Annotated in this window: 21 protein-coding genes and 1 pseudogene; 11 read left to right on the plus strand and 11 right to left on the minus strand. The window is 68.9% G+C overall.

Annotated elements, in window-relative coordinates; translation table 11 throughout:
• Nucleotides 1–21 precede the first annotated feature (21 nt).
• On the minus strand, nucleotides 22–405 hold the full coding sequence (locus tag ACGFRB_RS29135; RefSeq protein ID WP_393247247.1) for a BlaI/MecI/CopY family transcriptional regulator: 384 nt from the start codon (nucleotides 403–405) through the stop codon (nucleotides 22–24).
• Nucleotides 406–484: 79 nt separating this feature from the next.
• Entirely contained in the window at nucleotides 485–1,192 is a 708-nt protein-coding gene (locus tag ACGFRB_RS29140; RefSeq protein WP_393247249.1) for a DNA-binding response regulator, read from the minus strand.
• Between the two features lie 256 nt (nucleotides 1,193–1,448).
• Between ACGFRB_RS29140 and ACGFRB_RS29145 the strand changes: the two genes are divergently transcribed.
• Nucleotides 1,449–2,216 carry a thioesterase family protein gene (locus tag ACGFRB_RS29145; RefSeq protein ID WP_393247251.1) on the plus strand — a complete coding sequence of 256 codons (768 nt, stop codon included), beginning with the start codon at nucleotides 1,449–1,451 and terminating at the stop codon, nucleotides 2,214–2,216.
• Here ACGFRB_RS29145 and ACGFRB_RS29150 read toward each other — a convergent pair.
• The gene (locus tag ACGFRB_RS29150; RefSeq protein ID WP_393247253.1) at nucleotides 2,187–2,720 is read right to left on the minus strand and encodes a 4'-phosphopantetheinyl transferase family protein; all 534 of its coding nucleotides are present in this window, start codon (nucleotides 2,718–2,720) and stop codon (nucleotides 2,187–2,189) included. The two genes, ACGFRB_RS29145 and ACGFRB_RS29150, sit on opposite strands and share 30 nt — an antisense overlap.
• Nucleotides 2,708–2,896: a hypothetical protein gene (locus ACGFRB_RS29155; RefSeq protein WP_393247255.1), complete on the minus strand. Its 189-nt coding sequence runs from the start codon at nucleotides 2,894–2,896 to the stop codon at nucleotides 2,708–2,710. Before ACGFRB_RS29155 ends, ACGFRB_RS29150 begins: the two co-directional genes overlap by 13 nt.
• Nucleotides 2,897–3,067: 171 nt before the next feature.
• On the opposite strand from ACGFRB_RS29155, the gene ACGFRB_RS29160 reads away from it, so the two are divergent.
• Entirely contained in the window at nucleotides 3,068–7,999 is a 4,932-nt protein-coding gene (locus ACGFRB_RS29160) for an amino acid adenylation domain-containing protein (RefSeq protein WP_393247391.1), read from the plus strand.
• Between the two features lie 161 nt (nucleotides 8,000–8,160).
• The gene (locus ACGFRB_RS29165; protein ID WP_393247257.1) at nucleotides 8,161–9,036 is read left to right on the plus strand and encodes a M56 family metallopeptidase; all 876 of its coding nucleotides are present in this window, start codon (nucleotides 8,161–8,163) and stop codon (nucleotides 9,034–9,036) included.
• Nucleotides 9,037–9,125: 89 nt separating this feature from the next.
• Here the strand turns inward: ACGFRB_RS29165 and ACGFRB_RS29170 are convergent, their stop codons facing one another.
• The 4 genes from ACGFRB_RS29170 to ACGFRB_RS29185 are packed head-to-tail and all read right to left on the minus strand — an operon-like array spanning nucleotide 9,126 to nucleotide 12,048.
• Nucleotides 9,126–9,566 (minus strand): SCP2 sterol-binding domain-containing protein, encoded by a 441-nt coding sequence (locus ACGFRB_RS29170; RefSeq protein WP_393247259.1) that lies wholly within the window; start codon nucleotides 9,564–9,566, stop codon nucleotides 9,126–9,128.
• Nucleotides 9,567–9,585: 19 nt separating this feature from the next.
• Entirely contained in the window at nucleotides 9,586–10,677 is a 1,092-nt protein-coding gene (locus tag ACGFRB_RS29175) for a ferritin-like domain-containing protein (protein WP_393247261.1), read from the minus strand.
• A 28-nt stretch (nucleotides 10,678–10,705) separates the two neighbouring features.
• Nucleotides 10,706–11,557 (minus strand): alpha/beta hydrolase, encoded by an 852-nt coding sequence (locus tag ACGFRB_RS29180; protein ID WP_393247263.1) that lies wholly within the window; start codon nucleotides 11,555–11,557, stop codon nucleotides 10,706–10,708.
• Nucleotides 11,554–12,048, minus strand: a complete 495-nt coding sequence (locus ACGFRB_RS29185) for a hypothetical protein (protein ID WP_393247265.1) — start codon at nucleotides 12,046–12,048, stop codon at nucleotides 11,554–11,556. Before ACGFRB_RS29185 ends, ACGFRB_RS29180 begins: the two co-directional genes overlap by 4 nt.
• A 157-nt stretch (nucleotides 12,049–12,205) precedes the next feature.
• Between ACGFRB_RS29185 and ACGFRB_RS29190 the strand changes: the two genes are divergently transcribed.
• From ACGFRB_RS29190 to ACGFRB_RS29225, 8 genes and pseudogenes are all read left to right on the plus strand, one after another.
• A complete protein-coding gene (locus ACGFRB_RS29190) occupies nucleotides 12,206–12,682 on the plus strand; it encodes a hypothetical protein (protein ID WP_393247267.1) in 477 nt (158 codons plus the stop codon).
• Between the two features lie 19 nt (nucleotides 12,683–12,701).
• Nucleotides 12,702–14,276: an asparagine synthase-related protein gene (locus ACGFRB_RS29195; RefSeq protein ID WP_393247269.1), complete on the plus strand. Its 1,575-nt coding sequence runs from the start codon at nucleotides 12,702–12,704 to the stop codon at nucleotides 14,274–14,276.
• Between the two features lie 162 nt (nucleotides 14,277–14,438).
• A pseudogene (locus ACGFRB_RS29200) lies at nucleotides 14,439–15,442 on the plus strand (IS630 family transposase).
• Nucleotides 15,443–16,246: 804 nt separating this feature from the next.
• Entirely contained in the window at nucleotides 16,247–16,765 is a 519-nt protein-coding gene (locus ACGFRB_RS29205) for a hypothetical protein (RefSeq protein ID WP_393247271.1), read from the plus strand.
• A 40-nt stretch (nucleotides 16,766–16,805) separates the two neighbouring features.
• Nucleotides 16,806–17,465 carry a Crp/Fnr family transcriptional regulator gene (locus ACGFRB_RS29210; protein ID WP_393247273.1) on the plus strand — a complete coding sequence of 220 codons (660 nt, stop codon included), beginning with the start codon at nucleotides 16,806–16,808 and terminating at the stop codon, nucleotides 17,463–17,465.
• A 105-nt stretch (nucleotides 17,466–17,570) separates the two neighbouring features.
• Nucleotides 17,571–18,401 carry a hypothetical protein gene (locus ACGFRB_RS29215; RefSeq protein ID WP_393247275.1) on the plus strand — a complete coding sequence of 277 codons (831 nt, stop codon included), beginning with the start codon at nucleotides 17,571–17,573 and terminating at the stop codon, nucleotides 18,399–18,401.
• Between the two features lie 47 nt (nucleotides 18,402–18,448).
• Nucleotides 18,449–20,602, plus strand: coding sequence for a hypothetical protein (locus tag ACGFRB_RS29220; protein ID WP_393247277.1), 2,154 nt, complete (start codon nucleotides 18,449–18,451; stop codon nucleotides 20,600–20,602).
• Entirely contained in the window at nucleotides 20,599–21,309 is a 711-nt protein-coding gene (locus ACGFRB_RS29225) for a hypothetical protein (protein WP_393247278.1), read from the plus strand. Before ACGFRB_RS29220 ends, ACGFRB_RS29225 begins: the two co-directional genes overlap by 4 nt.
• Before the next feature lie 786 nt (nucleotides 21,310–22,095).
• On the opposite strand, the gene ACGFRB_RS29230 is transcribed toward ACGFRB_RS29225, so the two are convergent.
• Genes ACGFRB_RS29230 through ACGFRB_RS29240 form a run of 3 tightly spaced genes read right to left on the minus strand, consistent with a single transcriptional unit; the run spans nucleotide 22,096 to nucleotide 23,645 of the window.
• Nucleotides 22,096–22,626 (minus strand): tyrosine-type recombinase/integrase, encoded by a 531-nt coding sequence (locus tag ACGFRB_RS29230; RefSeq protein WP_393247392.1) that lies wholly within the window; start codon nucleotides 22,624–22,626, stop codon nucleotides 22,096–22,098.
• Nucleotides 22,508–23,329 carry a hypothetical protein gene (locus ACGFRB_RS29235; RefSeq protein ID WP_393247280.1) on the minus strand — a complete coding sequence of 274 codons (822 nt, stop codon included), beginning with the start codon at nucleotides 23,327–23,329 and terminating at the stop codon, nucleotides 22,508–22,510. The genes ACGFRB_RS29230 and ACGFRB_RS29235 overlap by 119 nt, the downstream gene beginning before the upstream one ends.
• A gap of 1 nt (nucleotide 23,330) precedes the next feature.
• On the minus strand, nucleotides 23,331–23,645 hold the full coding sequence (locus ACGFRB_RS29240) for a helix-turn-helix transcriptional regulator (protein ID WP_393247282.1): 315 nt from the start codon (nucleotides 23,643–23,645) through the stop codon (nucleotides 23,331–23,333).
• Nucleotides 23,646–24,551: the final 906 nt, after the last annotated feature.

The raw sequence follows: 24,551 nt of genomic DNA on the forward strand, positions 1-24,551 counted from the left end.
GGCGGGACGTCCCCGCCCGGCTCACGTGCCGTCGCCCTCCCGCATCAGGCGCTCCAACCGCGCCATCAGCTCGGGCGTGCCACGGGCCTCGTCGACGAAGTGCGCGACGGCCGCCGCGCCGAAGTCGCGGATCACCTCACGGACCGCCAGTGCGGCCTCGTCGACAACCGCGGCCGTGTACAGATATCCGCGCCCCTGCATCGTTCGGGTGGTCGCACCCTTGTCCGCGAGCCGGCCCAGCACCGTCATGACCGTGGTGTAGGCCAAGGGGCTGGCGCGCTTCTCGTTGAGCTTGTCGAGGACCTCACGAACGGACAGCGGACCGGGCGCGTTCCACAGCACGTTCATGATCTCGGTCTCGAGGGCACCGAGGACCACGCCAGCGTGTGATGATTGAGAGGCCACATCGCTAATCTACTACGACATCGTGGTAGAAAGCAGCCCGATGCTGGCCACTGACGACTCGGTGGCCGGGGTGGCCCGGCTACGGCTCCCTGCTCACCAGCCCGTCGCGCAGGGCCATGGCCACCGCCAGGGTGCGGTTGGGGCAGTTCAGCTTCGCCAGCACATTGCCGACATGACGTTTCGCGCCGTGCTCGGATATCCCCAGCCTGCGGGCGATCTGTTTGTTGCTGCAGCCGGCCACGAGCAGGTCGAGCGCCTGCTGTTCGCGCGGGGTGAGGAAGAGTCCACGGGCCGGGGCGGGGCCGCGGCGCCGGACCATCGACAGCAGCTCGCGCGCCATCGAGTCCGGCATCGGCATCTCGCCACGCAGGAGGCGGGAGAGTGCGTCCTGAAGGGCCTCGGGCGTCAGGCCGGCCTCCAGCAGGAACCCGTCGACGTGCTGCGAGGCGGCCCGCGCCAGTGCCTCGTCGCTCGGGTGCTGCAGGAGCAGCATCACCTTCATGGTGCCGGGACAGCTGTCCCGCAGGGCGGCCAGTTCGTCGTCGGCCAGCGTCGCGGAGAGGATGAACACGTCCTGCGACGTCTCCGAGAGCTGCGCGGCGGCCTCCTGCAGGGTTCCGCAACCCGTCGTCGCGCGGACGGTCGGCAGCGCGTCGAGCATCGAGCAGACGCCCCAGCGTGCGACGCTGTTCTCCAGGGCGACGAGTACGCGGAGCTGGTTGTACAGCCGATCGAACCCGAATTCGCGGACGGTCGGCTCCAGGATGTGCACGGCAGACGTAGTCACGTGTCCCCCATCGATTCAGCGGCCGGTCGGACGCGACCCGCCACGGACGTGTGTCTGGATCGAACTTCTACGGGGGAGCCGCTACGGGAGGCACGGCCGGGACGGCCGGTGGGTCCTGCGGGCAGCTGGTCCAGGATCGAACGGGGTGCCCATTCGGAGGCACCAGGGTGAACCGGAAGTGCGAGCCACCATACACTACGCTGGCGTAGTTGGTTGATTATTGGCCAACTGACCTCGATCAGGAGGGCACTTCGGGATGGACGACGACGTCTTCTACCGCCCGCTCGGCACCGACCGCTACCAGCCGACACTGTGCGCCCAGGGCCCCTGGGATCCCGCGCATCAGTACGGAGGGGCCGTGGCGGCACTCCTCGCGCACGCTGCCGAGAAATCGCCACCCCCTGGCTTTCTGCCGATCCGCGCCACGTGCGACTTCCTCGGGCCCGTGCCCATGGACACCGTGACCGTCACCACCCGCGTGGTGCGCCAGGGGCGCAGTCTGTGGCTCGTGGAGGCCGAACTCGGCGCCGACGGCGCGACCCGCGCCCGCTTCGCCGGCTGGTGGTCACGCAGCACACCGCCCCCGCCGCCGGGGGCATCGGACGAGACCGAGGTGCCACCGCTGCCACCGGCCGTACCCCACCCCCGACCGCCGTTCGGTTATCTGCGGGCCTCGGAACGACGTTTCGTGCGAGGAGAATTCCTGGAGCCGGGACCGGCCTTCGCCTGGATACGCACGCACGTGCCGCTCACCCCGGAATCCGACCACTCCGCTCTGACCGGAGTGCTGATGAACGCCGACATGGGGAGCGGCATCAGCGCCGTCGTCGACTGGAATCGATTCGCCTTTGCCAATGTCGACCTGACGGTCCACCTGCATCGACAGGCGGCCGGCTCTTGGACCGGGCTTGACGCGGTCAGCGAGATCGGTGATCAAGGAACCGGCGTGACTCGCACGGTGCTCTGGGATGAGAAGGGGAGGATCGGTACAGCCTCACAGGCCCTCTTCGTACGGGCGCGCTGAGGCGACGTTAGCCTGTGCCGTCGCCCCGTGCAGCAGGGCATCGGCGTTCCGCTCGGCGACGACCAGAGGCACGTCGTGTCCCGCGGACACGGCGACGGCCAGGGCGCCCGCGTATCCGGCTGCCAGGCCGCCGGTGAGCGTCCGCAGTCGGACCGGTGTCGTCGGCGCCTCGGGTGGACGCGCGGTGAGCAGGTGTTCGCTGCCCTGGGGCGAGACCGTGAGACGCGTCGGGGAGATGCTTGTCAGACCGCAACCCCACGCCTTGAGAACGGCCTCCTTTCGAGTCCAGGCGGCGAGGACCGCCGCCGACCGCTCCGAAGGGGGCAGGGCCGCCACCGAGCGCCGTTCCGCCGGGGAGAGGGCCACGGCCATCATGCGCTCCACGTCCCCGAGAGGACGGATCCGCTCGATGTCCACTCCGACCGGTGATCCCGAAACACCTCCAGAGGTGGCGACGCGTCCACCACCTTCACCGGCCCGTGCTCGGCCCCTCACATCGAGCACAACTGACGCAAATTCACCTCTTTTGTGGTGATCCCCAGCCGGCCGGCGACGGCTGTCCGCAGCAGCACTCGGGAGGAGACGAACCGGTCCCGGTCCGGGACGCGGTGGAAACGAGCGCTCCGCTCACGCTTCGCAGCGCTGAGGAGCGCGATCGCCGCCCCGTCCGTCGGCCGCACGGCCGCCACCAGATCTCGGCGCTGACGCGCCCGGGCTTCGTCCGCATGGCTCCAGGACACCCCCGGCGAAATCTCCGGGAAAGACCCGGGTGCGCCCTCGACCGCGTAGTGCCCGGTCGGGCACCCCCGACCTGCCGGACCGCGCAGGGCTCTTCGTGCCACCGCTTGAGGATGTGCGCCCGCTCTGTGGCACCTCAGGCTGGCGGACCGAGAACCGAAACGCCGTTTCGTGGAGGAGTCGTCATGAACAGCGAACTCGCAGCGCTGAATGCCTCGCAGCCGCACGACCGGCTCCGGCTGCTGTGCGCGCAGGTGGTGCCCGACTGGGACGACGAGACGACGGGCCCCGACACCCCGCTGTACTTCGAATCCATCGCTGCGGCGGAGCTCAAGGCGCTGATCGAGGCCGAGTTCGACGCCGTCGTGCCCCTGATCGACCTCATCGAGGAGCCCACCCTCGATGGAATCGCGGCACTGATCGAAGGCGCCCGCTCCGAGGGCCGCATCTCCGATTCCCTTCCGGTGTTGGTGGGGGATGTGGGGGGTCGGTTTGAGGGGTTCGGTCTGACGGATGTGCAGCATGCGTATTGGCTGGGCCGGTCGGGGTTGTTCGAGTTGGGTGAGGTGTCGACTCATCTGTATGTGCAGTTCGAGTCGGTGGGTTTTGATGTGGGGCGGGCTGAGGCTGTTCTGGATGTGCTGGTGGGGCGGCATGAGATGTTGCGTGCGGTGGTGCGGGGTGATGGGCGGCAGCAGGTTCTGGAGTCGGTGCCTCCGGTGGTGATCGGGGTGGAGGATTTGTCGGGGCTTGATGTTCCGGCTGCTTTGTCGCGGGTTGGTGCGGTGCGGGACGAGTTGTCGCACGAGGTGCGTGCGGCGGATCGCTGGCCGTTGTTCGAGGTGCGGGCTCAGGTGTTGCCGAGGGATGTGTGGCGGGTTCATCTGAGTCTGGATCTTCTGGTGGCGGATGCGGGTTCGGTGCAGATCCTGCTGGAGGAGTGGGGGCGGCTCTACTCCGATCCGAATGTGGTGTTGCCGGAGATCGGGTGCTCGTTCCGGGATTACGTGCGGGCGTTGGAAAGTGTGGAGGGGGCGGCCGCTTTCGAGCGGGCGCGGGAGTTCTGGCGTTCCAGGCTCGGTGGGCTTGCGCCGGCGCCTGAGCTGCCGGTGGTGTCGGGTGGTGGGGCGGCTGCGCGGTTCGAGCGGCGGTCGTTCGTTTTGGACGGGGAGCGTTGGGGGCGGTTGCGGGAGCGGGCGGTGGGTTGGGGGGTGACGCCCTCGGCGGTATTGGCGGGGGCGTATGCGGAGGTTTTGGGGGTGTGGTCGAAGTCTTCGCGGTTCACGTTGAATTTCACGGTGGCGGATCGTTGGCCGTTGCATGCGGATGTGGGTCGGCTGGTGGGTGACTTCACGTCGGTGTTGCTGGTAGGGGCGGATGTGTCGTCGCCGGTGGGGTTCGTGGAGCGAGTGCGGGGGTTGCAGCGTCAGGTGTGGGAGGGGTTGGAGCACCGGGCGTACGGGGGTGTGCGGGTTCTGCGTGATCTGGCGCGGGAGTACGGGGCGGAGCGGGCGGCGATGCCGGTCGTCTTCACCAGCGCCATCGGCAGGACCATCGGGGACGAGATCGGCGAGGTGCCGCCGCTTGGCCGTCTCGTGGAGGCGGTGTCCCAGACCCCCCAGGTCCTCCTCGACATGCAGATCGTCGAACTCCGCAACGGCCTGATGATCAGCTGGGACGCCGTCGAGTCCGCGTTTCCCAACGGACTCCTCGACGACGCTTTCGCGGCATTGCGGGCTCTCGTGCTGCGGCTGACCGAGGAGGAAGGCCCCGACTGGAGCAACGGCCTCACCCCTGGTCTGCCTGTGTCGCAGGTGGTGGTGCGGGACGAGGTGAACGACACGCGTGCGGTGGTGCCGGGTGGGCTGTTGCAGGAGCGGGTGTTCGCGGCGGCCGGGCGTGTGCCGGAGCGGGACGCGGTGGTGTGGTCGGGTGGCCGGATGTCGTTCGGTGAGCTGTCCTCGCGTGCGTTGCGGGTGGGGCGGCGGCTGCGCGAGGCCGGGGTCGGCGTGGGTGAGCCGGTGGTCGTCAGCGCCCGCAAGGGCTGGGAGCAGGTTGTCGCGGTGCTGGGTGTGCTGGCGGCCGGCGGTGCCTACGTGCCCGTAGACCCCGACCTCCCCCAGGAACGGATCCAGAAGCTCTGCGTTCGCACCGGCACGCGCTTCGTCCTGACACAGACGGCCCTGGCCGCGAGCATCGCCTGGCCGTCCCCCGTCTCGGTGTGGTCGGTGGATGAGGACGCGGTGTGGTCGGGGGTGTCGGATGCGCCGCTGGGATGGGTGCAGGCGGCTTCGGATCTGGCGTATGTGATCTTCACGTCGGGTTCGACGGGTGAGCCGAAGGGCGTGATGATCGACCACCGCGGTGCGGTGAACACGGTCGTCGACGTCAACGAGCGTTTCCGTGTCGGGGAGGGCGACCGTGTCCTGGGCCTGTCGTCCCTGAGTTTCGATCTGTCGGTGTGGGACATCTTCGGTGTCCTGGCCGAGGGCGGTGCTCTGGTCCTGCCGGACGCGGACAAGCTGCGCGAGCCCGGTCACTGGGCCGAGCTGGTGCGGAGCGAGCGGGTGACCGTGTGGAACTCGGTCCCGGCCCTCTTCGAGCTCTTCACCGAATACGTCCACACGCATGGCGCGGCCGGCATTCAGCTGCGGCTTTGCCTGCTGTCGGGTGACTGGATTCCGTTGGGGTTGCCGGATCGCGCGCGGGGGCTGCTGGAGGGACTTTCGGTGGTGTCGCTGGGCGGTGCCACGGAGGCGTCGATCTGGTCGATCGCCTACCCGATCGGCGAGGTCGACGCGGGCTGGCGGAGCATTCCGTACGGTCGGCCGCTGGTGAACCAGACCTTCCACGTCCTGGACGAGGGGATGCGGCCGCGTCCGGATTTCGTGCCCGGTGAGCTGTTCATCGGCGGGATCGGTGTGGCGCTGGGTTACTGGGGCGACGAGGAGCGGACGGCGAAGGCGTTCGTGATCCATCCGGTGACGGGCGAGCGGCTGTATCGCACCGGGGACCTGGGGCGGTATTTGCCGGACGGGACGATCGAGTTCCTGGGGCGTGAGGACTTCCAGGTGAAGATCGGCGGTTACCGGATCGAGCTGGGTGAGATCGAGGCGGCGCTGTTGCGTCAGCCCGGTGTCGAGGCCGCGGTCGCCCATGCCCTCGGTGTCCCGGGCGGTCCGCGTCGGCTCGCCGCCTACGTGGTCGCCGAGCCCGGAGCGGACAACGATCTCGACCCGGACGCGGTGCGGGCGGAGGTCGCGAAGGTCCTGCCCGCCTACATGGTTCCGCCGACCGTGGTGGTCCTCGAGGCCCTGCCGCTGACGGCGAACGGGAAGGTCGACCGCAAGGCCCTGCCCGATCCCGGCCAGCTCGCCGCCCGTCCCTTCGTTCCCCCGGCCACCCCCGAGGAACACACCCTCACCACCATCTGGACCGACCTCCTGGCGCTGGAGAAACTCGGCGTCCACGACGATGTCTTCGAACTGGGCGCCGACTCCCTCCTGGCTCTCCGCGCCGTCGCGGCCGCCGATTCCGCGGGTCTCGGTCTGGAACTCCGCACCGTCTTCGAGCACCCCACCATCGCCGAACAAGCTCTCCGCACGAGCCGGGGCAGGACCGCGGCGGACCAGGGCGTCGTCAGCGGCCCCACGGGCATGACCCCCAACCAGCTCTGGTTCCTCTCACAGGATCTGCCGGAGCGGCACCACTGGAACGATGCCTCCTTCCTTCTCTCATTGCAGCGTCCGCTCGCTGCGGACGTCCTGCGCAACGCGACAGCGCGCGTTCTGGAACACCACGACGGACTGCGCCTGCGCTTCGTGGACGAGGGGACGGCCGGAGGCGGCTGGCGGGCCACGATCGCCGACACCGACACGGACCTGCTGCCCCTCTCGTTCCACGCCTTCCCCGGACTGACCTCCCGCGAGCAGAAGGAGGCCGTCACCTGCACCGCGGATCGGCTGCAGCGGAGCCTCGACCTCGCCGAGGGGCCGCTCATCAGGCTGGCCTACTTCGACCTGGGCGACCGGCCGCACTGCCTGCTCGTGCTCGGTCACTGGCTCGCCGTCGACCACTACTCGGCGCGCCTGCTCCTCGAAGACCTCCTCTCGGCGTACCTCCAGTACGAGGAGGGCGCAGACCGCGCCGTACTGCCGGCGAAGACCACCCCCTTCCCCGTCTGGACGGAAGCCCTGCGCAGGCACGCCGAGGACACCGCCACCCAGGGCGAGATCCCGTACTGGCGCGACCGCCCCGCCGGGCTGCCGCTGCGATACGACCGTGAGGACGGACCCAACCGTCTTGAGAGCCTGCGATCCCTCACGCTCCGGCTCGATCACGACCTCACGGACGCTGTGCTGCGGGAGATTCCCGCCGCGCATGGCACCGACATCCTCGACACGCTTCTCGCCGCACTCGTCATGGCGCTGCCGGTCGCCGAGGTGTCGCCGGCCGACGGGGACTCCGGCGGGGGCCGCGGAGTGCTCGTCGATCTCGAACGGCACGGCCGGGACATACCGCTCCCGGGATTCTCCGTCGCCAGGACCGTCGGTCGTTTCTCCACGATCACCCCGACCCTGATCACCGTCGACCCGGAAGCCTCCGCGGCCGAGCGGCTGGACACGGTGCACGCTCAGCTGGCCGGGGTGCCCCAGCAGGGGGCGGGCTTCGGCCTCCTGCGCCATCTGCTGGGTGAGCCCTCGCTGTCGGACGGGCCGCTCGCACAGGTCGGCCTCAACTACGTGGGCCAGGTCGACGAGGTGTTCCTCCGCTCCGACCTGCTCAGCGTGCCGAGGATGTCCTTCGGCGAGCAGCACTCGGCGACGGGCACCCGTTTCCGCGACCTGGACGTCCTCGGATACGTGGTGGGCCGACGCCTCACGTTCACCATCGGCTACAGCGCCAACCGCTTCGACGACACGACCATGAAGGCCCTGGCCCAGGAGCTGGAGCGGAACATCGCGGCCATCGCCGACGAGGTCCGCGGAACACGACCCACGGGGTCTTCCGTCAAGACGGTGTCCACTGGGGCGGCCGAGGACTGAGACGCTGCTTCAGTCTTCGGCACTCGCCCATGACGGTGAGATCCGGAGACATGTGAGAACGGGTCGCCCCGGGAGAGGAAGCTCCCGGGGCGAGCCCGTGTTCAACCGCTAAGGAGGCTCGTCCCGCGAGGCTGGACGGGCGACGGCGGACGGAGGGGCGGATGGTGTCGGCTGAATGGCACCGGCTACTCAAAGGCGGCGGCGCTCTGGTCGTGCTGCTCTCCCAGTACGTGGCATTGGCCGAGATCCTATGCTGGGACACCGTGCGCGGGGTCTGGATCGTGCCCCGCATCGTCGCGGTCGGCCTGTTCGCCCTCGGCCCCTCCACGGCCGTGCTCGGAGGGGCGGTCCGTTCGCTGATCACCGCGATGCGCATCGGCCGGCGACTGAGCGCCTCTTCGTCATCCCGGTGCGGGTGCTTCACCGACCTGCTCCCGGTGGTGCGCCGCTCCGGCCTGCTCGGCAAGGTGGTGCTGTTCCACGACGACCGTCCGGTCGCCTTCACCAGGGGGCTGCTGAACACCTACGTCGTCATCAGTTCCGGTCTCGTACGGCGGCTCTCAACAAGCCAGTTGGAGGCCGTGCTCCGGCACGAACGTTGTCACGCGGAACGCCGGGATCCGCTGCGCTACCTCTGCCTCCATCTGGCCCGTTCGATGCTGTTCCACGTTCCCGTCGCGGTGCGGTTCTTCAGCCGTGCGGTGTTGGCCCGCGAGCTGGAAGCCGACGCGGCTGCCGTACGGGCATGTGGTGTTCCTGCGGTGGCGGGAGCCCTGCTCGTCGCCCTGGGAGGCACCGGCGGGCGTGTCGGCGAGGACAGTGGGTCGGTTCCTTTGGCCCCCTGGCTCGTTCACAACGGCCGGGGATGCCCGCTGGAGCACCGTCTGACGCAGCTCGAGACCGGGCGTCCGCCGGCGGCGGAGCCGGTCTCCGTCCTCCGGGTCGTGTTCAGCCTGCCGGGGCTGGCGGCCCTGGGCGCCTTCGTGCACGTCACCACACATCTGGTCCCCGACGCGTGGTTCCTGTCGGCCTGCTGAACCCGGACATGGGCCTGCCGCCGGTCAGAGGGACGGGGGTGGCCCTCTGCCGGCGGCAGGAGTTCAGCGTGCGGTCGTGTGAGCCTCGCTCAGGGCCGCTCGAACCATTTCTCGAACTTGGTGGCGTAGAAGGTGTCGCCGGAGATCCGTACGCGCCTGGTCAGGAACGCCTGCATGCTGTTGAGCTTCCCGGTGACCAGACGAAGGAAGTCGGGCACCGTCACCTGCATGGTGACCTTGGGATCGGTCACCGTGCCGCGTCCCCAGCGACAGGTGCCGTCGGCGACGGAGAGGAAGTAGTGGTACTCCTCGCCTTCGGCCGAGCGGTCCATCCTCAGCACGTACTGGAAGTCGGCCCGTTCACCTGCGGCCTTGCCGGGCAGAAAGGCGTTCGTCATGTTCGTGAAGACGTCGTCCAGCAGTCCCTGCGGGCCTCCGTCGTGTTCCCGTGCGTACTCGGCGAGCCCCTCGCCCTTGCGGTCGGCGACCACCTCGGCGAGCCGGTCGAACGCGGTCCTGTCGATTGCCATGTCCCACTCTCCTCGGCGCTCACGCGTCCGCGTCGGCACCCGTGCCGACCTTGATGGTCTCCTGCACCTGAGCGATCCGCTGCGCGTCGATGGCGTCCGCCGCCTCCTCGTCGTACGCCATCACGGCCTCCAGGTCGATGTCCTGGTAGCCCAGCACGTCCATCTCGGCGAAGGCCCGCTTCACCTTCGGCCCCATCATGCCGATGTCCTTGAGCGTCGGGACGATGCGGGTGAACAGCAGGGACCGGAACAGCTGGAAGGCCTCGCTGTTGTTGATGTGGGCGACGGCCTCGGCCGGTGCGAGATCCAGGTGCTCCCAGATCTCCTCGCCGAGGAACCGGTCCCGCAGCAGGTAGCAGGCCTCGACGCAGAACTCCTCGCGGTCCGCGAGCTCGGCCGTGGTGAGCTCCTTGTAGTACTCGCGGAGCGCGAGCCGACCGAACGCGACGTGCCGGGCCTCGTCCTGCATGACGTACGCGTTGAGGGCGCGGGCCAGCGGTTCCCGGGTCTGGTCGCGGGTGACTCCGAAGCCCGCCAGGGCGAGGCCCTCGATGAGCACCTGCATGCCCAGGTAGGTCAGGTCCCAGCGGCTGTCCTGGATGGTGTCGTCGAGCAGCGCCTGGAGGCTGCGGTTGATCGGATAGGCGAACCCGACCTTCTCCCGCAGGTAGCGGGAGAAGACCTCGACGTGCCGCGCCTCGTCGACGACCTGCGTCGCCGCGTAGAACTTGGAGTCCATGTCGGGAACCGTCTGCACGATCTTGGACGCGCAGATCAGGGCGCCCTGCTCGCCGTGCAGGAACTGGGAGAACTGCCAGGACGTGACGTGCTGCTTGACCCGCTGGCGGTCCTCGGCGCCGAGCCGGTCCCACAGCCGGGAACCGAAGATGGGGACGTACTCGTCGGGTACGAGATCGGGACTGTCCAGGTCCACCTCGATCGACCAGTCGATACGGTCGGAGGCGTTCCACTGCTTCGCCTTGCCCTTCTCGTACAGGCTGAGGAGGCGGTCGTTGCCCTCGTCGTAGTCCCAGGTGAAGACGGTCGTGTTGCCGCTGGGTACTTTCCACTTCGTCTGCTCGATGGGCAGGGTGTAGATCCGGTCGCTCAAGGGGACTCCCAGGTGTCGACGGACGGCGTCAGCTGACGGACGCGGTCCTGCGGGCCTGTCGGCAGAAGGTCTCGAGAAGTTCGGCGACGAGCGCGGGCTGCTCGCACTGGGGGGTGTGGCCGCAGTACGGTACTTCCACGAGCCGCGCCTGGGGGAGGAGCGGAGCCCAGGTCCTGGTGACTCCGATCCGGATGGGAATGTCCGCCGTCCCGTGGACGACGAGGGCCGGCACGTCGAGCTCGGCAAGCCGGCCGGAGATGTCACCGCGGCCGAACACCGACGCGCAGGCCTGCTCGATGTCGGAGCCCCGCAGGGTGGTGAAGTGCTCCAGCCAGCTACGTCCGTCCTGAGTGATCAGGAAGTCCGGGTGGAAGTTGAGCCTTCCGATGACATCGGCGAGATCCGCGTCGATGCCCCAGGTGTGGGCGGCCTCCACCATCGCGTAGTAAGGGCGGGCCGTGCGCTCCGGCTCCTCGTACGGCTGGGTGGAGACGAGGACCAGTCCTGAGACCAGCTCCGGGTGGCGCAGCGCGACCCGGAGTGCCTTCATCCCGCCCATCGAGTGGCCCGCCCACACCATCGGATCGGTCAGACCGAGTTCGGTCACCGTCGCGACGACGGCATCGGCCTCCTCCTCCAGGGTGTACGGGCCCGGCCGGGCCGGACTGCCGCCGTGGCCGGGCCCGTCGACCCGGATCAGCCGGTGACGGTCCCGGAGCCGGGCGGTGACCTCGTTCCAGGCCCGGGAATCCGTGAGTAGTCCGTGCAGCAGCACTATCGGCGGCCCGTCGCCCTCGATGTGCACCCGCAGATCCCACGGGCCGGCGGAGACGGAGACGGGCGTGGCGCCGGCGGTGCCGTCAGGACGGGGGAGGCTCATGTGCCGACCGCCTCGGCCGCCCGGTCCGTGTCGCCGGCCTCGTCCACGAAGGATGTGGTGCCGGAGGCGGCCAGGTTCACCAGGGCGTTGGCGGCGCGGACGTAACGGAGCAACGTCGGCAGGTGTCCGGTGACCGCCAGGTCGCCGTCCAGCATGGACTCCATCGGGTCGACCTCGCCCAGGATGATCTCCTTCCACAGCGAGTACGGGCCCTGAAGCACGAACTGCGACTCCCGTCCCTCCTCCGGCCCCACGTCGTACTTCCACCACAGGCACTTGCCGCCGCCGACGCCGGCGCGCGCCCAGACGTCACGCAGGTGCCCGATCTCCGGCTCGGCCTCGAACACATAGGAGATGTCCGCTTCGAAGGTCCGTGCCGCATCCTCGAACTCGGGAGACGAGTTGATGCGCTCGACGTAGTCGTCGAGCCACTCGCCGCTCGGGAAGACCGCCATCATCACTCCCTTGACGTAATCGGTACGGCCAGCCAACTCCGCACCAGCCGGGGGGAAGAAGACCCGACGGGCGGGCCGACCGGGCCGGGCGGGGTACTGCCCGTCCGGGTACTCCGAGCTGCCGGTCCGCCCTGGGGGCGCCCGCGCCGCCCGCCACGGACACGCTGGACGGACCAATCACCAGGGAGGAACGATGAGGAATCCCACAGCCGTCAGGCTCGTCATCGCGGCGGCCCTCGTCGTGGAGTTCGGCGGCTTTCTCTACGACACCTTCTGGCACAACCAGCACCTGTCCGAGGTGGCGATTCCGCCCGGCGAACTCCTCACCGTCCATGGGGGCATCTACCTCGGCCAGCTGACGCTGATGGCCGTGGCCGCCACGGTGATCGCGCGACGCGCGGCGAACCGACCGACGACCCGCGTGCTCTGGGCGACGCTGTGCGGCGGTCTCGTGCAGACCCTCGGCAGCGCCCTCGACATGTGGAGCCACGGGCACGGGTACGAGAAGGACCTGTACCACAACACGATCTACGCGGGAGCTGCCGTGACCGTTCTGGGCTACCTCCTTCTGGAGGCGGTCGGGCGCCGGGCCGCACGTGGCGAGGAGACACGGTCCGACAGTTCCGGTGCCTCTGCCGAGCGTGCGGAAACCGCTTCGCGCGTCGGCTGATCCGGACAGTCCTGTGGAGATGGCGACGAGCAGCGGCGAACGCCTTCAGCACGCGCGGATCTTCGGTTCCTTCGGTACACCGGTACGGTCCGACGACTTGGCGGCAGCGGCGGGTCGGCAGAGGCACGGTGGAACCCCCGGTACGGGCCTGCTGCGTGGCGACCGATGGGCTCTCGGCAGCAACCGCCTTGCCGCGGGCGACATCGCGGCCGACTTCCGTCCCTATCGACTTCCGTCCGTGCCCGGTGTCGTGGCGGTCCTGGACGGCGAGATCTACAACCACCGGGAACTGCGCCGTCGGCTGCGTGACCGTGGCTACGCTGTGCCGGAGGCCGGTTCCGGCGCACTGCTGCCGGCTCTCTACGCCACCTACGGACCGGACTTCGCGGCCCACCTGGACGGCATGTTCTCCGTGGCCGTCGTCGACACGCGGGGTGCGGGCCGACTCGTCCTCGCCACCGACGGGCAGGGGGCGAAGACTCTGTATCACCATAGGGCCTCCGACGGCGCCGTCCACTTCGCCTCGGAACTGCCCGGTCTCCTGGCCTTCTCCCGCGTGCCTACGGAACCACGGGAGCTCGTTCTCGACGAGTGTCTGTCCGTGGGGTCACCGCCAGGAGGAAGGACGCCTCTCCAAGGCGTCGGCGCCTTGTCGCACGGTGCCGTCGCGGTGGCGACGGGGACCGGTGGGTGGTGCGTGCGGAAGGAGACGGAGGGGAAGGAAGGGGCGACCGCTCTCCGGCAGGAGGTGCGGCGCGTGCTGCCGGCAGACGGCGCGGTGTGCGTGATCGACAGCCAGGAAGGGGCCACCGGACATCTGGCGACGACGGCCGCAGGCTACCTGGCGGAACTCGACCGCCCTCCCCTGCACACCTTCCAACTCGTACGCAGGACAGGACGCCGTTCACCGGCATCACCCGGCCGAGGAGCGGATCGGCGGGCCCGTATCGTCCGCCATCAGGTGGTCATCGACGCTGGTGCCCTCGCGGACCTGTTGCCGCGGACCATCTGGCACCTCGGAGGGCCGGACGCCGATCCGGCCGCAGTCGAGACCTACCTGCTCCTGCGCGCCGCCCGCCGAGCGGACTTCGACGTCGCCCTGGCCGAGCGCGGCACGCCACAGGAACCGCGTGTCGGCGTGCCCACCCGCCTCCGCGAGTCCCTCTACACCCCGGAGTACCGCCACTACGTGCGTGCACACGCCGCCTCGGACCTGCCACCTGCTGACGACGACCTCCGCCGCCTGGACCATCTCGGTGCGGCCTGGGGCGTGCAGGTACGGGTGCCTCGGCGTGGCTCGGACGAGGAACGGCTGTCGCCGGCGCCTCCCGCTCCCGTCCCGCTCCTCACGCGGGACAGCCCGCTGACGGCTCTCGCCCACGACGTCCTCGCCCCCGGGGCCCTCACCCAGGACGGTCGTCTCGACCGACGGGCCGTGGCCGCCCTCGTGACCACCCAGCATCGCACCCCCACCCCGGAAGGCACACGCGCCGTACTGGCGTTGCTGTCCCATGAACTGTGGTTGCAGGAACTACGGGCACTGCGTCCCATGGCACCACCGAACGCTCTCCCCGGTGCGGGACTCGTAGCTTGACGAACCGATCCGCACCGCACGGTGGATGCCCGCCACCAGGCGAGATCACCCGATGTAACGAAGTGCTACTAGTGTCCTGAGTCGGAGATTCGTCGTTGGTCTGGTGTGAGTCGTCCTGGACCGAAGATCCCGCCGGTGGTCCTGTCCGATGCCGAGCGGGCGATGTTGTAGTCGTGGGTGCGTCGTCGTTCGAGTGCCCAGTCGCTGGCACTGCGGTCACGGATCGTCCTGGAGAGCGCGGACGGACACGCGATCGCCGAGGTCGCCCGGCGTCTGGGCATCACCACGGACACCGTCCGAGCCTGGCGGCGGCGCTTCCTGGAACGCCGGCTCGACGGCCTGTGCGACGAACCACGACCCGGTGTCCTGCGGAAGATCACCGACGCGGATGTCGAACGCGTCATCGTCAAGACGCTGGAGGAGACGCCGAAGAACGCCACCCACTGGTCGACACGGTCGATGGCCGCGGCGACGGGGATGTCGCAGTCGGCGATCTCCCGGATCTGGCGGGCGTTCGCCCTCCAGCCGCACCGGGCGGAGACGTTCAAGCTGTTGAAGGACCCGCTGTTCATCGACAAGGTCCGTGACGTGGTCGGCCTGTATCTCGATCCGCCGGAGCGGGCCCTGGTGCTGTGCGTGGACGAGAAGTCGCAGATCCAGGCCCTGGACCGGTCCCAGCCGGTGCTGCCCGGGGTGCCCGAACGCCGCAGTCACGACTACGTGAGCGCGGGCCCACCACCCTCTTCGCCGCCCTCGAGGTCGCCACCGGCAAGGTCATCGGCTCCCCGCACCGCCGCCACCGGGCGGCGGAGTTCAAGAGGTTCCTGGCCAAGCTGGACAAAGAAGTCTCGGCTGATCTGCAGATTCATCTGATCCTGGACAACTACGCGACCCACAAGACACCCGACATCAAACGGTGGCTGCTGGGGCATCCCCGGTTCCACCTGCACTTCACGCCGACCAGCGCGGCCTGGCTGAACCTGGTCGTCAGGGCCAGGGCGTCTACTGCTGGGTCGCATAGGTCATGTTCGGAGCCGGATGGCGACGGCCGCCGCGGTGCCGAGGAAGACATAGCCGCGTTTGTCGTAGCGAGTGGCGACCGCCCGGGACTGCTTCAGCTGGTTGATCGCCCGCTCGACGGTGTTGCGCTTCTTGCGTGCCTCTGAGGTTGGACTGGGAGGCGTGGCTGTCGGGGTCGTCGGTCCAGACGCAGGCGGCGTTTTCGACGGGGTCGAAGCCGAGGCTGATGCCGTCGTTCAGTGCGATGGGGTCCTCGTTCGTCTCGATGGTGCTCGCACTCCACTAGTCCGGGTGTGGTTGTGTTTCGTCGCCGGCTCGTGTGTAGGCGGATGGGATTTCCGTTGGCGTGCCAGCAGACGTGGTGCCAGAAGTGCTGATCGGGGCGGATATCTCACTGGAGGGTGTCGAAGGGGAGGCGTGGCCGGACGCGAGGCCCACGTCCGCACGCTCGTCACTGTTGTAGAAGGCGACGATGCCACCCGAGGTGGCGGCGACGGCGATTGCGGTGACGGCGGCGGTGATGAGCGCGCGCTTGCGCCTCGGGGGCGCGGGAAGGCTCCAGGCGGGGTCCTCCGAGGTCCACGAGCAGTCCAGGCGAGTGAGAAGCTGGCTGGAGGCCCTCGCCAGACGGGCCCCTGGCCAGTAGTTGACAGCCGGGTGGCGATCTCGTCGGTTCTGGCCTCGTATCTCTGGCCGTCGTGTGGGGACCACCTGGCTGGCGCGCCGCACAGCAGCAGCGGGGTGCCGCTACCGAACCGCTCACCCGGCCGTGTGGCCGGAGAAGCCCATGGCCGAGACGTCGATCAGGCCGCAGCGGGCTCAGGGCTCGAGTGTGGCGCAGTTGCCTGCCGTCGTGCCCTCTGCTGGGCACCTGCCGCATCCGCGTTCCTGGCACCTTGGAGGTCTCGTGACAGGGCTGGTCCTGTTGTGGTGGAAAGGTGGCGGGTGAGGTGCCCGGATCGGTAGTGCGCGCCGAAGGCGCTCTGTCCTGCGAGGTGGTGGGCAGGATCCGCACGAGGGCGGCTGAGCTGTTCGTGGAGGTGCAGCGGGCCGACACCAAGGCGACCGTGCTGTGCGGTCTGGACGTGGCCCTCCTGGCCGTCGTGGTCGCGGCGCTGCCGGTGGCCGCGGAAGCCGGCTGGGTGGTGAGGACGACCCTGGCGGTGATGTGCGCAGGGGCGGCCAGCGCGCTCGTCGCGGCGCTCCTGGCCCTGCGCCCCGTACTGCCGGGAGGCACGGCGCTGACGGGGATGGATGGACCGTGTCCTGATGAGGTTCCTGAAGCGGTCGTGGCCGTCGCGGAGTGGCAGGCCGCCGGAGGGCTGTACCGGGCGGACGCCTGGAACGTGGCGCGGCTGGCCGCTCTCGCGCACCGCAAGTTCCGAATCATCAAGGTGGCCGTGGACTTGACGGTCGTCACTTTGGGGGTGGCCGGAATTGGTGTGTTGATCAGCTGCTTCGTCTCTTGAGACCATCCCGCCTCTGACGCTGCCTCACATCGGGGGTGCTATGTATCAGCCGCACGCCGTCGTGTTCGACAAGGTCTTGTGGGCGAAGCTGCGTGGTCTGGCTCCGTTGCGGTCACGGCCTGCCAGGAGTGTTCTTCTGCGGCAAGGGGATCCAGGGACGCATGTCCTCCTGTTGGAGTCCGGCTCCACGATCGTGACCCTGACCGGTGAGAACGGTGAGAGGACCCTGCTGGCCGTCCGGGGGGCGGGTGAACTGCTGGGGGAGCTGGCCGTACTGGACGCCCAGCCGCGCACGGCGTCCGTCATCGCGGCGGAGGCGTGCCAGGTCCGCGTCATCCCCGCTCCCGAGTTCCTCGGTTTCGTCGACGAGCACCGTCTGACGGCGTCGATACTGCGCCACGCCATCGCTCGTGTGCGTGAGGCGGAGGCAGTACGGCTCGAACTCGCGACCGCGCCGGTGCCCGCGCGACTCGCGTCGGCCCTGGGGCGGCTGGTCCAGTCAGCTTCCTCTACGGCCGGACACGTCCATGTGCGCCTGACGCAGGTGGAGCTCTCCCAGCTGATCGGGGCGTCACGGAACGCCGTCGGAACGGCGATCAAGGCGTGGCGCGATCACGGATGGCTGGAGACGGAGGCCGGAGGCGGCCTGCTCATCAGGGACATCGCCCGGATCAAGGCCGACCCGCTCGGCCGGGGGTGACGGAGCGCACCGGCTCGGTGCCCAGTAGTGGGCACCAAGCCGCCTCCGGCCCGACCAGCATGGTGCGCCAGCCGCGAAGGTCGTGGCGGAAGGACTGGTGTTCCCATGAGGTCTCCTGCGCAGCCGGACCCCGTCGACGTGCCACCGGAGCACGCTCTGCTGGTCGTCGACATGAAGGGATACAGCCGGATCCCCGACGCGCGGATGGCACCGGCGCGCTTCGATCTGGACAGCATCCTCGACACCGTCTTCGACCAGAGCGGGCTGGACATGCCGCGGCGGGTCGACGGTGCGTTCGACGACACCGGTGACGGTGCCATCTTCGTCCTGCCGGCCCGGGACACGACCCGATTGGTCGATCCGCTGCTCGGACACCTCAACGCGGCCCTGAGCCGGTACGACAAGAAGTCGCGTCTGCACAGCGCGCCCGAGATCCGTCTGCGGGCCAGCGTCCACGTCGGGCCGGTGTCCCTCCCGGATCGTCGCAATCGGGCCGTCGTCGAAGCGTGCCGGCTGGTCGACAGCGAGGCGGTGCGGGAAGCGCTGGAAGCGGCTGAGGCTCACGGCGTCTACCTGGCGGCCGTGATCTCGGAGATCGCCTTTCGCCGCACGGTGAGGGACGGCCGCACGCCCGATCTCGACGAGCGCCACTTCCTGCAGGCCATGGCTCGCGTGGACCGCAAGCCGGGATTCGAGGAGCCCTGCCGGCTTCTCGTCCCCGGGGTGTCCCCCGTACTGCTGGGACCTTCCATCACGGACGCGGCCGGTCCCCGGCCTCCGTCCGCTCCGGCCCTTGCTCCAGCGGGCGGGGCCGCGAACAGCTCGTCTGCGGAGGCGGGCGGCAGCGGTCCCGTCCTGAACTTCCTCGGGGTCATGGAGCAGACGACGGTCATCGGCGCGCTCGACACCCTCAATCTCGACCAGCGTCGGCGCTGACGGGCACGCACCGTCCTCCCTCCCCCTTCCAGAAGTGGAACGAATCCATGGCAGAGAACGCCTTCACCTCGCCTGAACCCACCGAATCCGCCGGGCCCGAGACTCCGGAATCCGGCGGCACCCCTCGGGACCTCACTTCTCCCGCTTCCCTCCCCGCTCCCCGGCCCGGCGACTTCCACATCCAGCAGGTCGGCGTGGCCGCCGCGCACGTCGGCGAACTTAACGTGCTGCAGGAGTTGCGCAAACGGGATGTGCTCGAGGGGGTGGAGCGGGATCGGCAGCAGATCATCGAGCAGCCCTTCGTCCTCTCGGGGCGGTGGAAGGAAGCCTGGGATCAGGTCGTCCACGGGGAGACGGGCTTTCTGCAACCGCGCATCCTGCTGGTCGTGGCACCGCGCTCGTTCGGGTCCACGACCTTCGCTCTCCAGCTGCTGGCGCGCCACACCGAAGCGGACACCGCGCTGATCAAGCTGGACGCCGACTGGAGCGCCCCCAGCCGGGGCCGGCTTCCGGTGGGCCACCGGCACGCCTACCAGGTCGACCTGAAGGACACGTGTACGGATCTGCTCTCGGCCGACTTCCTCGACTCACTCACCCGCCATGCCGAGGACCTCGCACCGGCGCGTTCGTTCCTGGTGATGACTGTGGCGAAGGAGCTCTGGCCCGACCACTACCTCAGTCCGCGTGGCGACGTCAGGGTCGTACACATCGACGAGCCGCCGGAGGCGGAGCTCGTGGTCGAGGAGCACCTCGAGTACCACGGACATCCGCAACTGGTGTCCCATGTCCGGTCCCTCGACGCGGCGGTCGTCTCCCTGCGCGGGCTCAACGCGGTCGAGGCGGTCCGGGCCGCGCTCACCTCCATGGCGGTGTGGGAGGAGTATCACGGGGGGCAGTCCCATCTGTCGGTCGCCGCGGTGCGCACGGGTGGACAGGAGCGGCCCGCCGGCTTCGCGGAACGCCTGGCGGCCGCGCTGTCGGACTGGAGACAGAAGCTGGACGAACTGTTCGGTGAAACGACCGCCACGTACGACGGGCGAACCTCCTCCCTCACCCTGGAGGACCGCTGTCTGCTGCTGGCTCTGGCCGTCCGCCAATCCGCACCCATGACGGAGGTGGCGGCCACGGCGGGCAGCCTGCGGAGCCTGCTTGCGGTGCCGGTTGGCGACAAGCCCGCTGAAGCGCTTGTCCCGTCCGTCTTTGCCGGGCGAGGCCTGCGTCGCCGCATCCATGACGTGGGCGCGCGTGTGAACACGCACGACTCGGTGGTCTTCGACCAGCCTGCCTACGGGCGGGCCGTTCTGACCTATGTGTGGGACAACTACGAGGTGATGCGCGGGCCCTTGCTCGTCTGGCTCACGCAGCCCGGCGACGGCTCCGTGTCGGCCCAGCCGGTGGTCGATGCCCTGGCTGGTCTCGTTCTGCGACACGGTACTGCTGAACATCTGGACACGCTGGGAAGCGTTGCCTGTGCCGACAACCCCGAGCTGCTCGGCGCCGTGCTGCTGCGCGCCGTGCGGGACGAGCACGTCGGTCGCGCTGCCTGGGCCACGCTGTACCGGTGGGCCGGACAGCAGGAATACGCGGACACGGTGGTCGTCACCTGCCGCAGTGTGCTCCTGGACGAGACCTCGGGCCCGTCCGCGGCCAAGATGGCCTTGGTCCGGCTGCGCCGGATCACCCGGAAGAGCGACGATCCCGCGACGCGGCTCGGTGTCCTCTCGGTCCTGAAGGAGCTGGTCTCGCGGCCGCCACGCACTGCGATGCTCGTTGCCGAAGTCGCCGCTTGGCAGGCATCCAAGGTCTCCGTCAGGTCCGGCAGCCTCGCCTTCCTCGCGTTGATGGAGAAGGAAAATACGAAGGTGCCGTGGCTCATGTCCGAGGAAGCGGCCGTCATCGACGTCGACCGCGCGTTGCGGGACCTCCTCGGCGACGCCGCCACCGCGCAGGAGGTCATCCCCAGGCTGACGAAGTGGATCGGCTCGTACGCGACCGACGCCGTCGGGTACGAGCGGTTGCGCGACCGGCTCGTCCACATCCTCCGGGGCAACGGCATGTTCCAGGCTTACTGGGCGTTCATGCGAGCCCTGGCCGACGCACCCGTCACCGTCGAGGGGATCGACGTGGCGGAGGACTTCCACCAGCACCTCGTCGACCCGCGGCTCCGCTCGGTGTTCGGGCTCGGAACGGAGTCCGCGTGAGATGGCCATGGCAGCGTGCGGAGCGCATCAGCGACTGTCCCCACCAGCGCCTCCTGCCGAGTGCCACGGCTGGAGTTCCCTTCGACGCGGCCTTCGTCATCGGCTGGCGGCCGGCGTGGCGTACGGGCTCCAATCTCGAGGACCTGGTCCGCTTCCGGGTCCACGAGGTGGCGACTGAAGCCGCCGGACGCTGCGAGGCGGCCGATCCGCATGCTGCGCAGGACGCCGTCAACGCTGTTCTGCGTGATCTGCACGGGACCACGGGTGGGGCCTATCGGATTCTGCATGCGCGCGTCACGCTGCGGTTGTCCGCGGAAAGCCGTCAGGCCGTCGCCCAGAGCCGGGCCGACGAGGACCGGGTCCGGCGCCTGCGGTTCCTCAAGGCCCAACTGTACGACCATCCCGACCTGTTGGTACTCGACCGGCTCGAACAGCGGCCCGGCACGCTGGCGGACGAGCACGTCGCCGAACTCCAACGCCTCGCGCGGTCCATCAGAGCCTGTGGGAGCTGGTGGCAGCCCTTGCTCGAACAGTGGGAGGACGTCGGTCGCGGCTTCAACGACGCCGATCGGCAGCAGCGGGCGATGGTCGCCCTGCTCGATGCCCTGCGGGCTTTCACCGGCAGGTCGGCGTCTCTACCCACCGAGGACGGTCCGCCGAGCCCCCTCATGGTGCCCGGTGGGTCTGAGCGGGTGGCCTCCCGGTGAATTCTCTGCTCTGGCGGGCCTTGCTGGCGCCGTTCACCAGCGTGCGGGCGTTTCGCCTGTGGTGGCGGGGGAGGGGGGCGCTCTCCTACGACACCGCGTGGCGCGAGGCACGCATGATCACGTCTCCGGACGAGATGGTGTACCGCCTGCACGGCCATCACCGGCCCCCGCCTTGCGCGGCAGGTGAAGGCGGTCCGTGATCCTGGCGAGGTGGATCCTCCGGTCAGCGTCGCAGCGACGCGGCGTATCCCATGACGATCACGGAGTCCAGAGCAGGGTCCACGGTGGCAAGGAGTTCCCTCGTGCGCCTCGACAGGCTCACGCGTTCTGTACGGCCCGCTGTGGTTGATACGGCCTCGTGTTGCCGTCGCTGTTGCCGCCGCCGATGGGCGCGGCGCCGCCTGCAGTGCCTGCACCGGTGGCGCGTGGGCAGTCCGTCAGCCTTTCACGACGGGGCCGTTGCCCGATGGAAGACAACGGACTCGGCCCTGCCACACATCAGGATCCTGGTCGCCAGCGCGGTGAATCTGGGGACCAGTTGGGGACCACACGGCATGCGCGGTGGTGCACGACGGGCCGTCATGCGCACGTTATGCACCCGGATTAAGTCTGCTATATCCGGAAAATGCACTTGACCCTCACTCCTGGGGGTCAAGGGGTCGCAGGTTCAAATCCTGTCGTCCCGACTCGAAAGAGTCGCGGGTCAGGGGCTGTTTCAGAGCAATCTGGAACAGCCCCTTGATCGTTTTCGGGGACCACTAGGGGACCAACCCCGTCTTGACCGTGTCAGCGGGCGACGGCGATCGGGCTCGGAAGGGTCCGGGGGGCGCGGAGCACGCTGAGGTGCGCGGTCAGTGCCGCGCCGGCGGCGGTGATCTGACGGACGTCGGGGTGCGGGTAGCGCTGGGTGGTGGTCAGGGAACCGTGGCCGGCGATCTTGCGTAGGACGTGTACGGGGACGCCGACGTCGGCGAACCAGGTGAGTCCGGTGTGCCGCAGATCGTGCCGACGCAGATGTTCATAGCCGAGCTTGTTGACGACGTCGTCCCAGTGGGTGGCGTCACGGAGGACCGCGGTGGAGATACGACCGCCGCGCGGCCCTGTGAACAGACGGGCGTCGGGGTCGGGGCCCGCGGCCAGGACGCGCTGTGCGACGAGCGGCCGGATCTCTTCGATGATGGGTACCTGGCGGGCGCGTTTACCCTTGGTTCCTTTGTCGACCAGGCCGCCGGGGGTCGGGGTGGTCTGCCGCCGGACGGTCCAGATCCAGTTTGCGGTGTCGATGTCCCCGACTCGGCAGCCGGAGACTTCGCCGATGCGTGCCGCGGTGCACGCGGCGAACGGGACGACGCTGCCTCAGCCTTGGAACTCGCCGTGGGATGCGGCGACGAGGGCGTCGGCGAGCTGGTTGAGCGCCCCCCCAGTCGGGTAGGGCCAGTGCGCGGGGGTTGCGGAGTTCGTCCTCGGCCTGCTTGTAGAGCTTCTGCCGGCCGGTCACGCGAGCCGGGTTGATCTTGATGACGTTGTCGCGGACCGCTTGCTCCATGACGCGGACGAGGACCGCGATGGTGTTCTTGACCGTCGACCGGCTCTGCTCGTCGGCGATCCAGTTCTGCACGGTGCGGTCGACCGCGCCGTTGGTGATCATCCGAACCGGCAGGTGTCCGAGCGCGGGCACCACGCGGAGCTTCCACCCGGCGAGGTAGGGGTCACGCGTTTTCAGTTCAAGCCCCCGCAGGGCGAGTTCCATGTTCGCGTTCCCGTAGTCGGACAGCGGCATGGTGGCGAGCGTCGGGGTGATGCCGGCCTCGGCGGCCTCGACGAGGCCGGCGAGCCACTCTTGGGCTTCGTCCTCGCTTTCTTTGGCGGCGGAGAGAGACTTGCGGGTCTTCTTCTCCGAGTCCCGCCATCGCACCCGCGCTCGGTAGGGGGAGGGGCGGTTGGGGCGATACTCGACATCGGTCTTGAGACGGACACCGATCGGTATCGCCTCGGCGCTGGAGGAGGACGTTGCGGCCACGTCAGACCGCCTGTCCGGGATCGACACGGCGCGTACGCGGCCAGCGGTCGACGTCGGTGGCGTTGTACAAGGTGACCCGACCGGACACCGAGACGAACGCAGGGCCCTGCGGAGGTCGGGCTGTGCGCCGGCGGCGGAGGGTCGAAGGATCGATTTTCAAGAGACGCGCGAGTTCGCCGGTCGCGAGCCAATCTCCGGATATGTGATCGCCGGAAGCGAGGCGATCGTCCGATGCGTGATTTTGTACTGACATGAGGTCCTTGGGGTGGCACGTTGTGCCGATGGCGCGAGTGAGTACGAGGGCCAGGTCGTTCACGCTCCTTTGGTGGAGGTGGGGTGGGAACGACGACCGTAAAGGAGAACGCGGAAAAGTCCAGTGAAGGACTGTGGGATTCGCGCACGGAGAACAACTTTCTTGGTCCGCACGGACCTTGCCGTGCTCAGCGAAGAGAGTCCGGGCCAGGTCAGCACCCTGCGGGTGACTCAACCCAGAGGTGGGAGTGAGGGCACCCGGTAGGACCGAGGAGAATCCCCAAGGTCGTGTGCACTCCCGCGCCGAGATCGACAAGGTGGCTTGAGTTGGAATTATTTCTGATGTTGCATCAGTTCCGGAGGGCCCTTTCAAGTGGCAGGCGAGGAAAGGTTGGTGGCGTTCTGATCATCCCTGCGAACCGCCGGTTTCGGAAACCGGGAACCATAGTCTATATTGCACGCTTTCGTCTTCTTCCCTGCCCTGGAAATTGCAGGGACTGGGTAGTTTTTGATTTTGGGTGGTGTTCGTGCCCACGCCGCGGGTCCAGCTTGCAACCGGGTCGTGGGGACGCTCTCGGGTCCTGCCAATGGGTTCGATGCCGGCGGGTGCGTTTGATGGAGGCGCTGCAGGTGAGCCGTGCGGGGAGCGTGTCCGAGCGGTCTATCGCCGATCCGGTCGACGAGGGCGACGAGCGGGGCGGGGTGAAGGGGCGAAGGCGACTGTGTATTCGCGGGCTCGGGCCAGCGCCCCGGTGCACGGGCCCGCGCGGCCTGCGGCGCGAAAATCGCCGGTGGAGCCGGGCGGGCACCAGGTGCGGTCCGAATGGGTGGCCGTCGGGTTAGCAGAAGACCAGCCCGGTGAACGGAACACCTGGTTTGCTGCGGGTTCGGGGCGCCAATCGTTTTCGGCGGTGGAATGCCGCAGCGACGCGGGGCGAGATGGCGATCCAGCCTCTGCCGTGAAAATGCC

The organism is Streptomyces sp. NPDC048718, assembly GCF_043198875.1.
In the GTDB taxonomy this organism is placed as follows: domain Bacteria; phylum Actinomycetota; class Actinomycetes; order Streptomycetales; family Streptomycetaceae; genus Streptomyces.

Bases quoted from the DNA above. Each gene is read 5' to 3' on its own strand.
- ACGFRB_RS29145 (WP_393247251.1), top strand. From the start codon at position 1,449: ATGGACGACGACGTCTTCTACCGCCCGCTCGGCACCGACCGCTACCAG.
- ACGFRB_RS29160 (WP_393247391.1), top strand. From the start codon at position 3,068: ATGTGCGCCCGCTCTGTGGCACCTCAGGCTGGCGGACCGAGAACCGAA.
- ACGFRB_RS29165 (WP_393247257.1), top strand. From the start codon at position 8,161: ATGGTGTCGGCTGAATGGCACCGGCTACTCAAAGGCGGCGGCGCTCTG.
- ACGFRB_RS29170 (WP_393247259.1), bottom strand. From the start codon at position 9,566: ATGGCAATCGACAGGACCGCGTTCGACCGGCTCGCCGAGGTGGTCGCC.
- ACGFRB_RS29180 (WP_393247263.1), bottom strand. From the start codon at position 11,557: ATGAGCCTCCCCCGTCCTGACGGCACCGCCGGCGCCACGCCCGTCTCC.
- ACGFRB_RS29190 (WP_393247267.1), top strand. From the start codon at position 12,206: ATGAGGAATCCCACAGCCGTCAGGCTCGTCATCGCGGCGGCCCTCGTC.
- ACGFRB_RS29195 (WP_393247269.1), top strand. From the start codon at position 12,702: ATGGCGACGAGCAGCGGCGAACGCCTTCAGCACGCGCGGATCTTCGGT.
- ACGFRB_RS29210 (WP_393247273.1), top strand. From the start codon at position 16,806: ATGTATCAGCCGCACGCCGTCGTGTTCGACAAGGTCTTGTGGGCGAAG.
- ACGFRB_RS29215 (WP_393247275.1), top strand. From the start codon at position 17,571: ATGAGGTCTCCTGCGCAGCCGGACCCCGTCGACGTGCCACCGGAGCAC.
- ACGFRB_RS29220 (WP_393247277.1), top strand. From the start codon at position 18,449: ATGGCAGAGAACGCCTTCACCTCGCCTGAACCCACCGAATCCGCCGGG.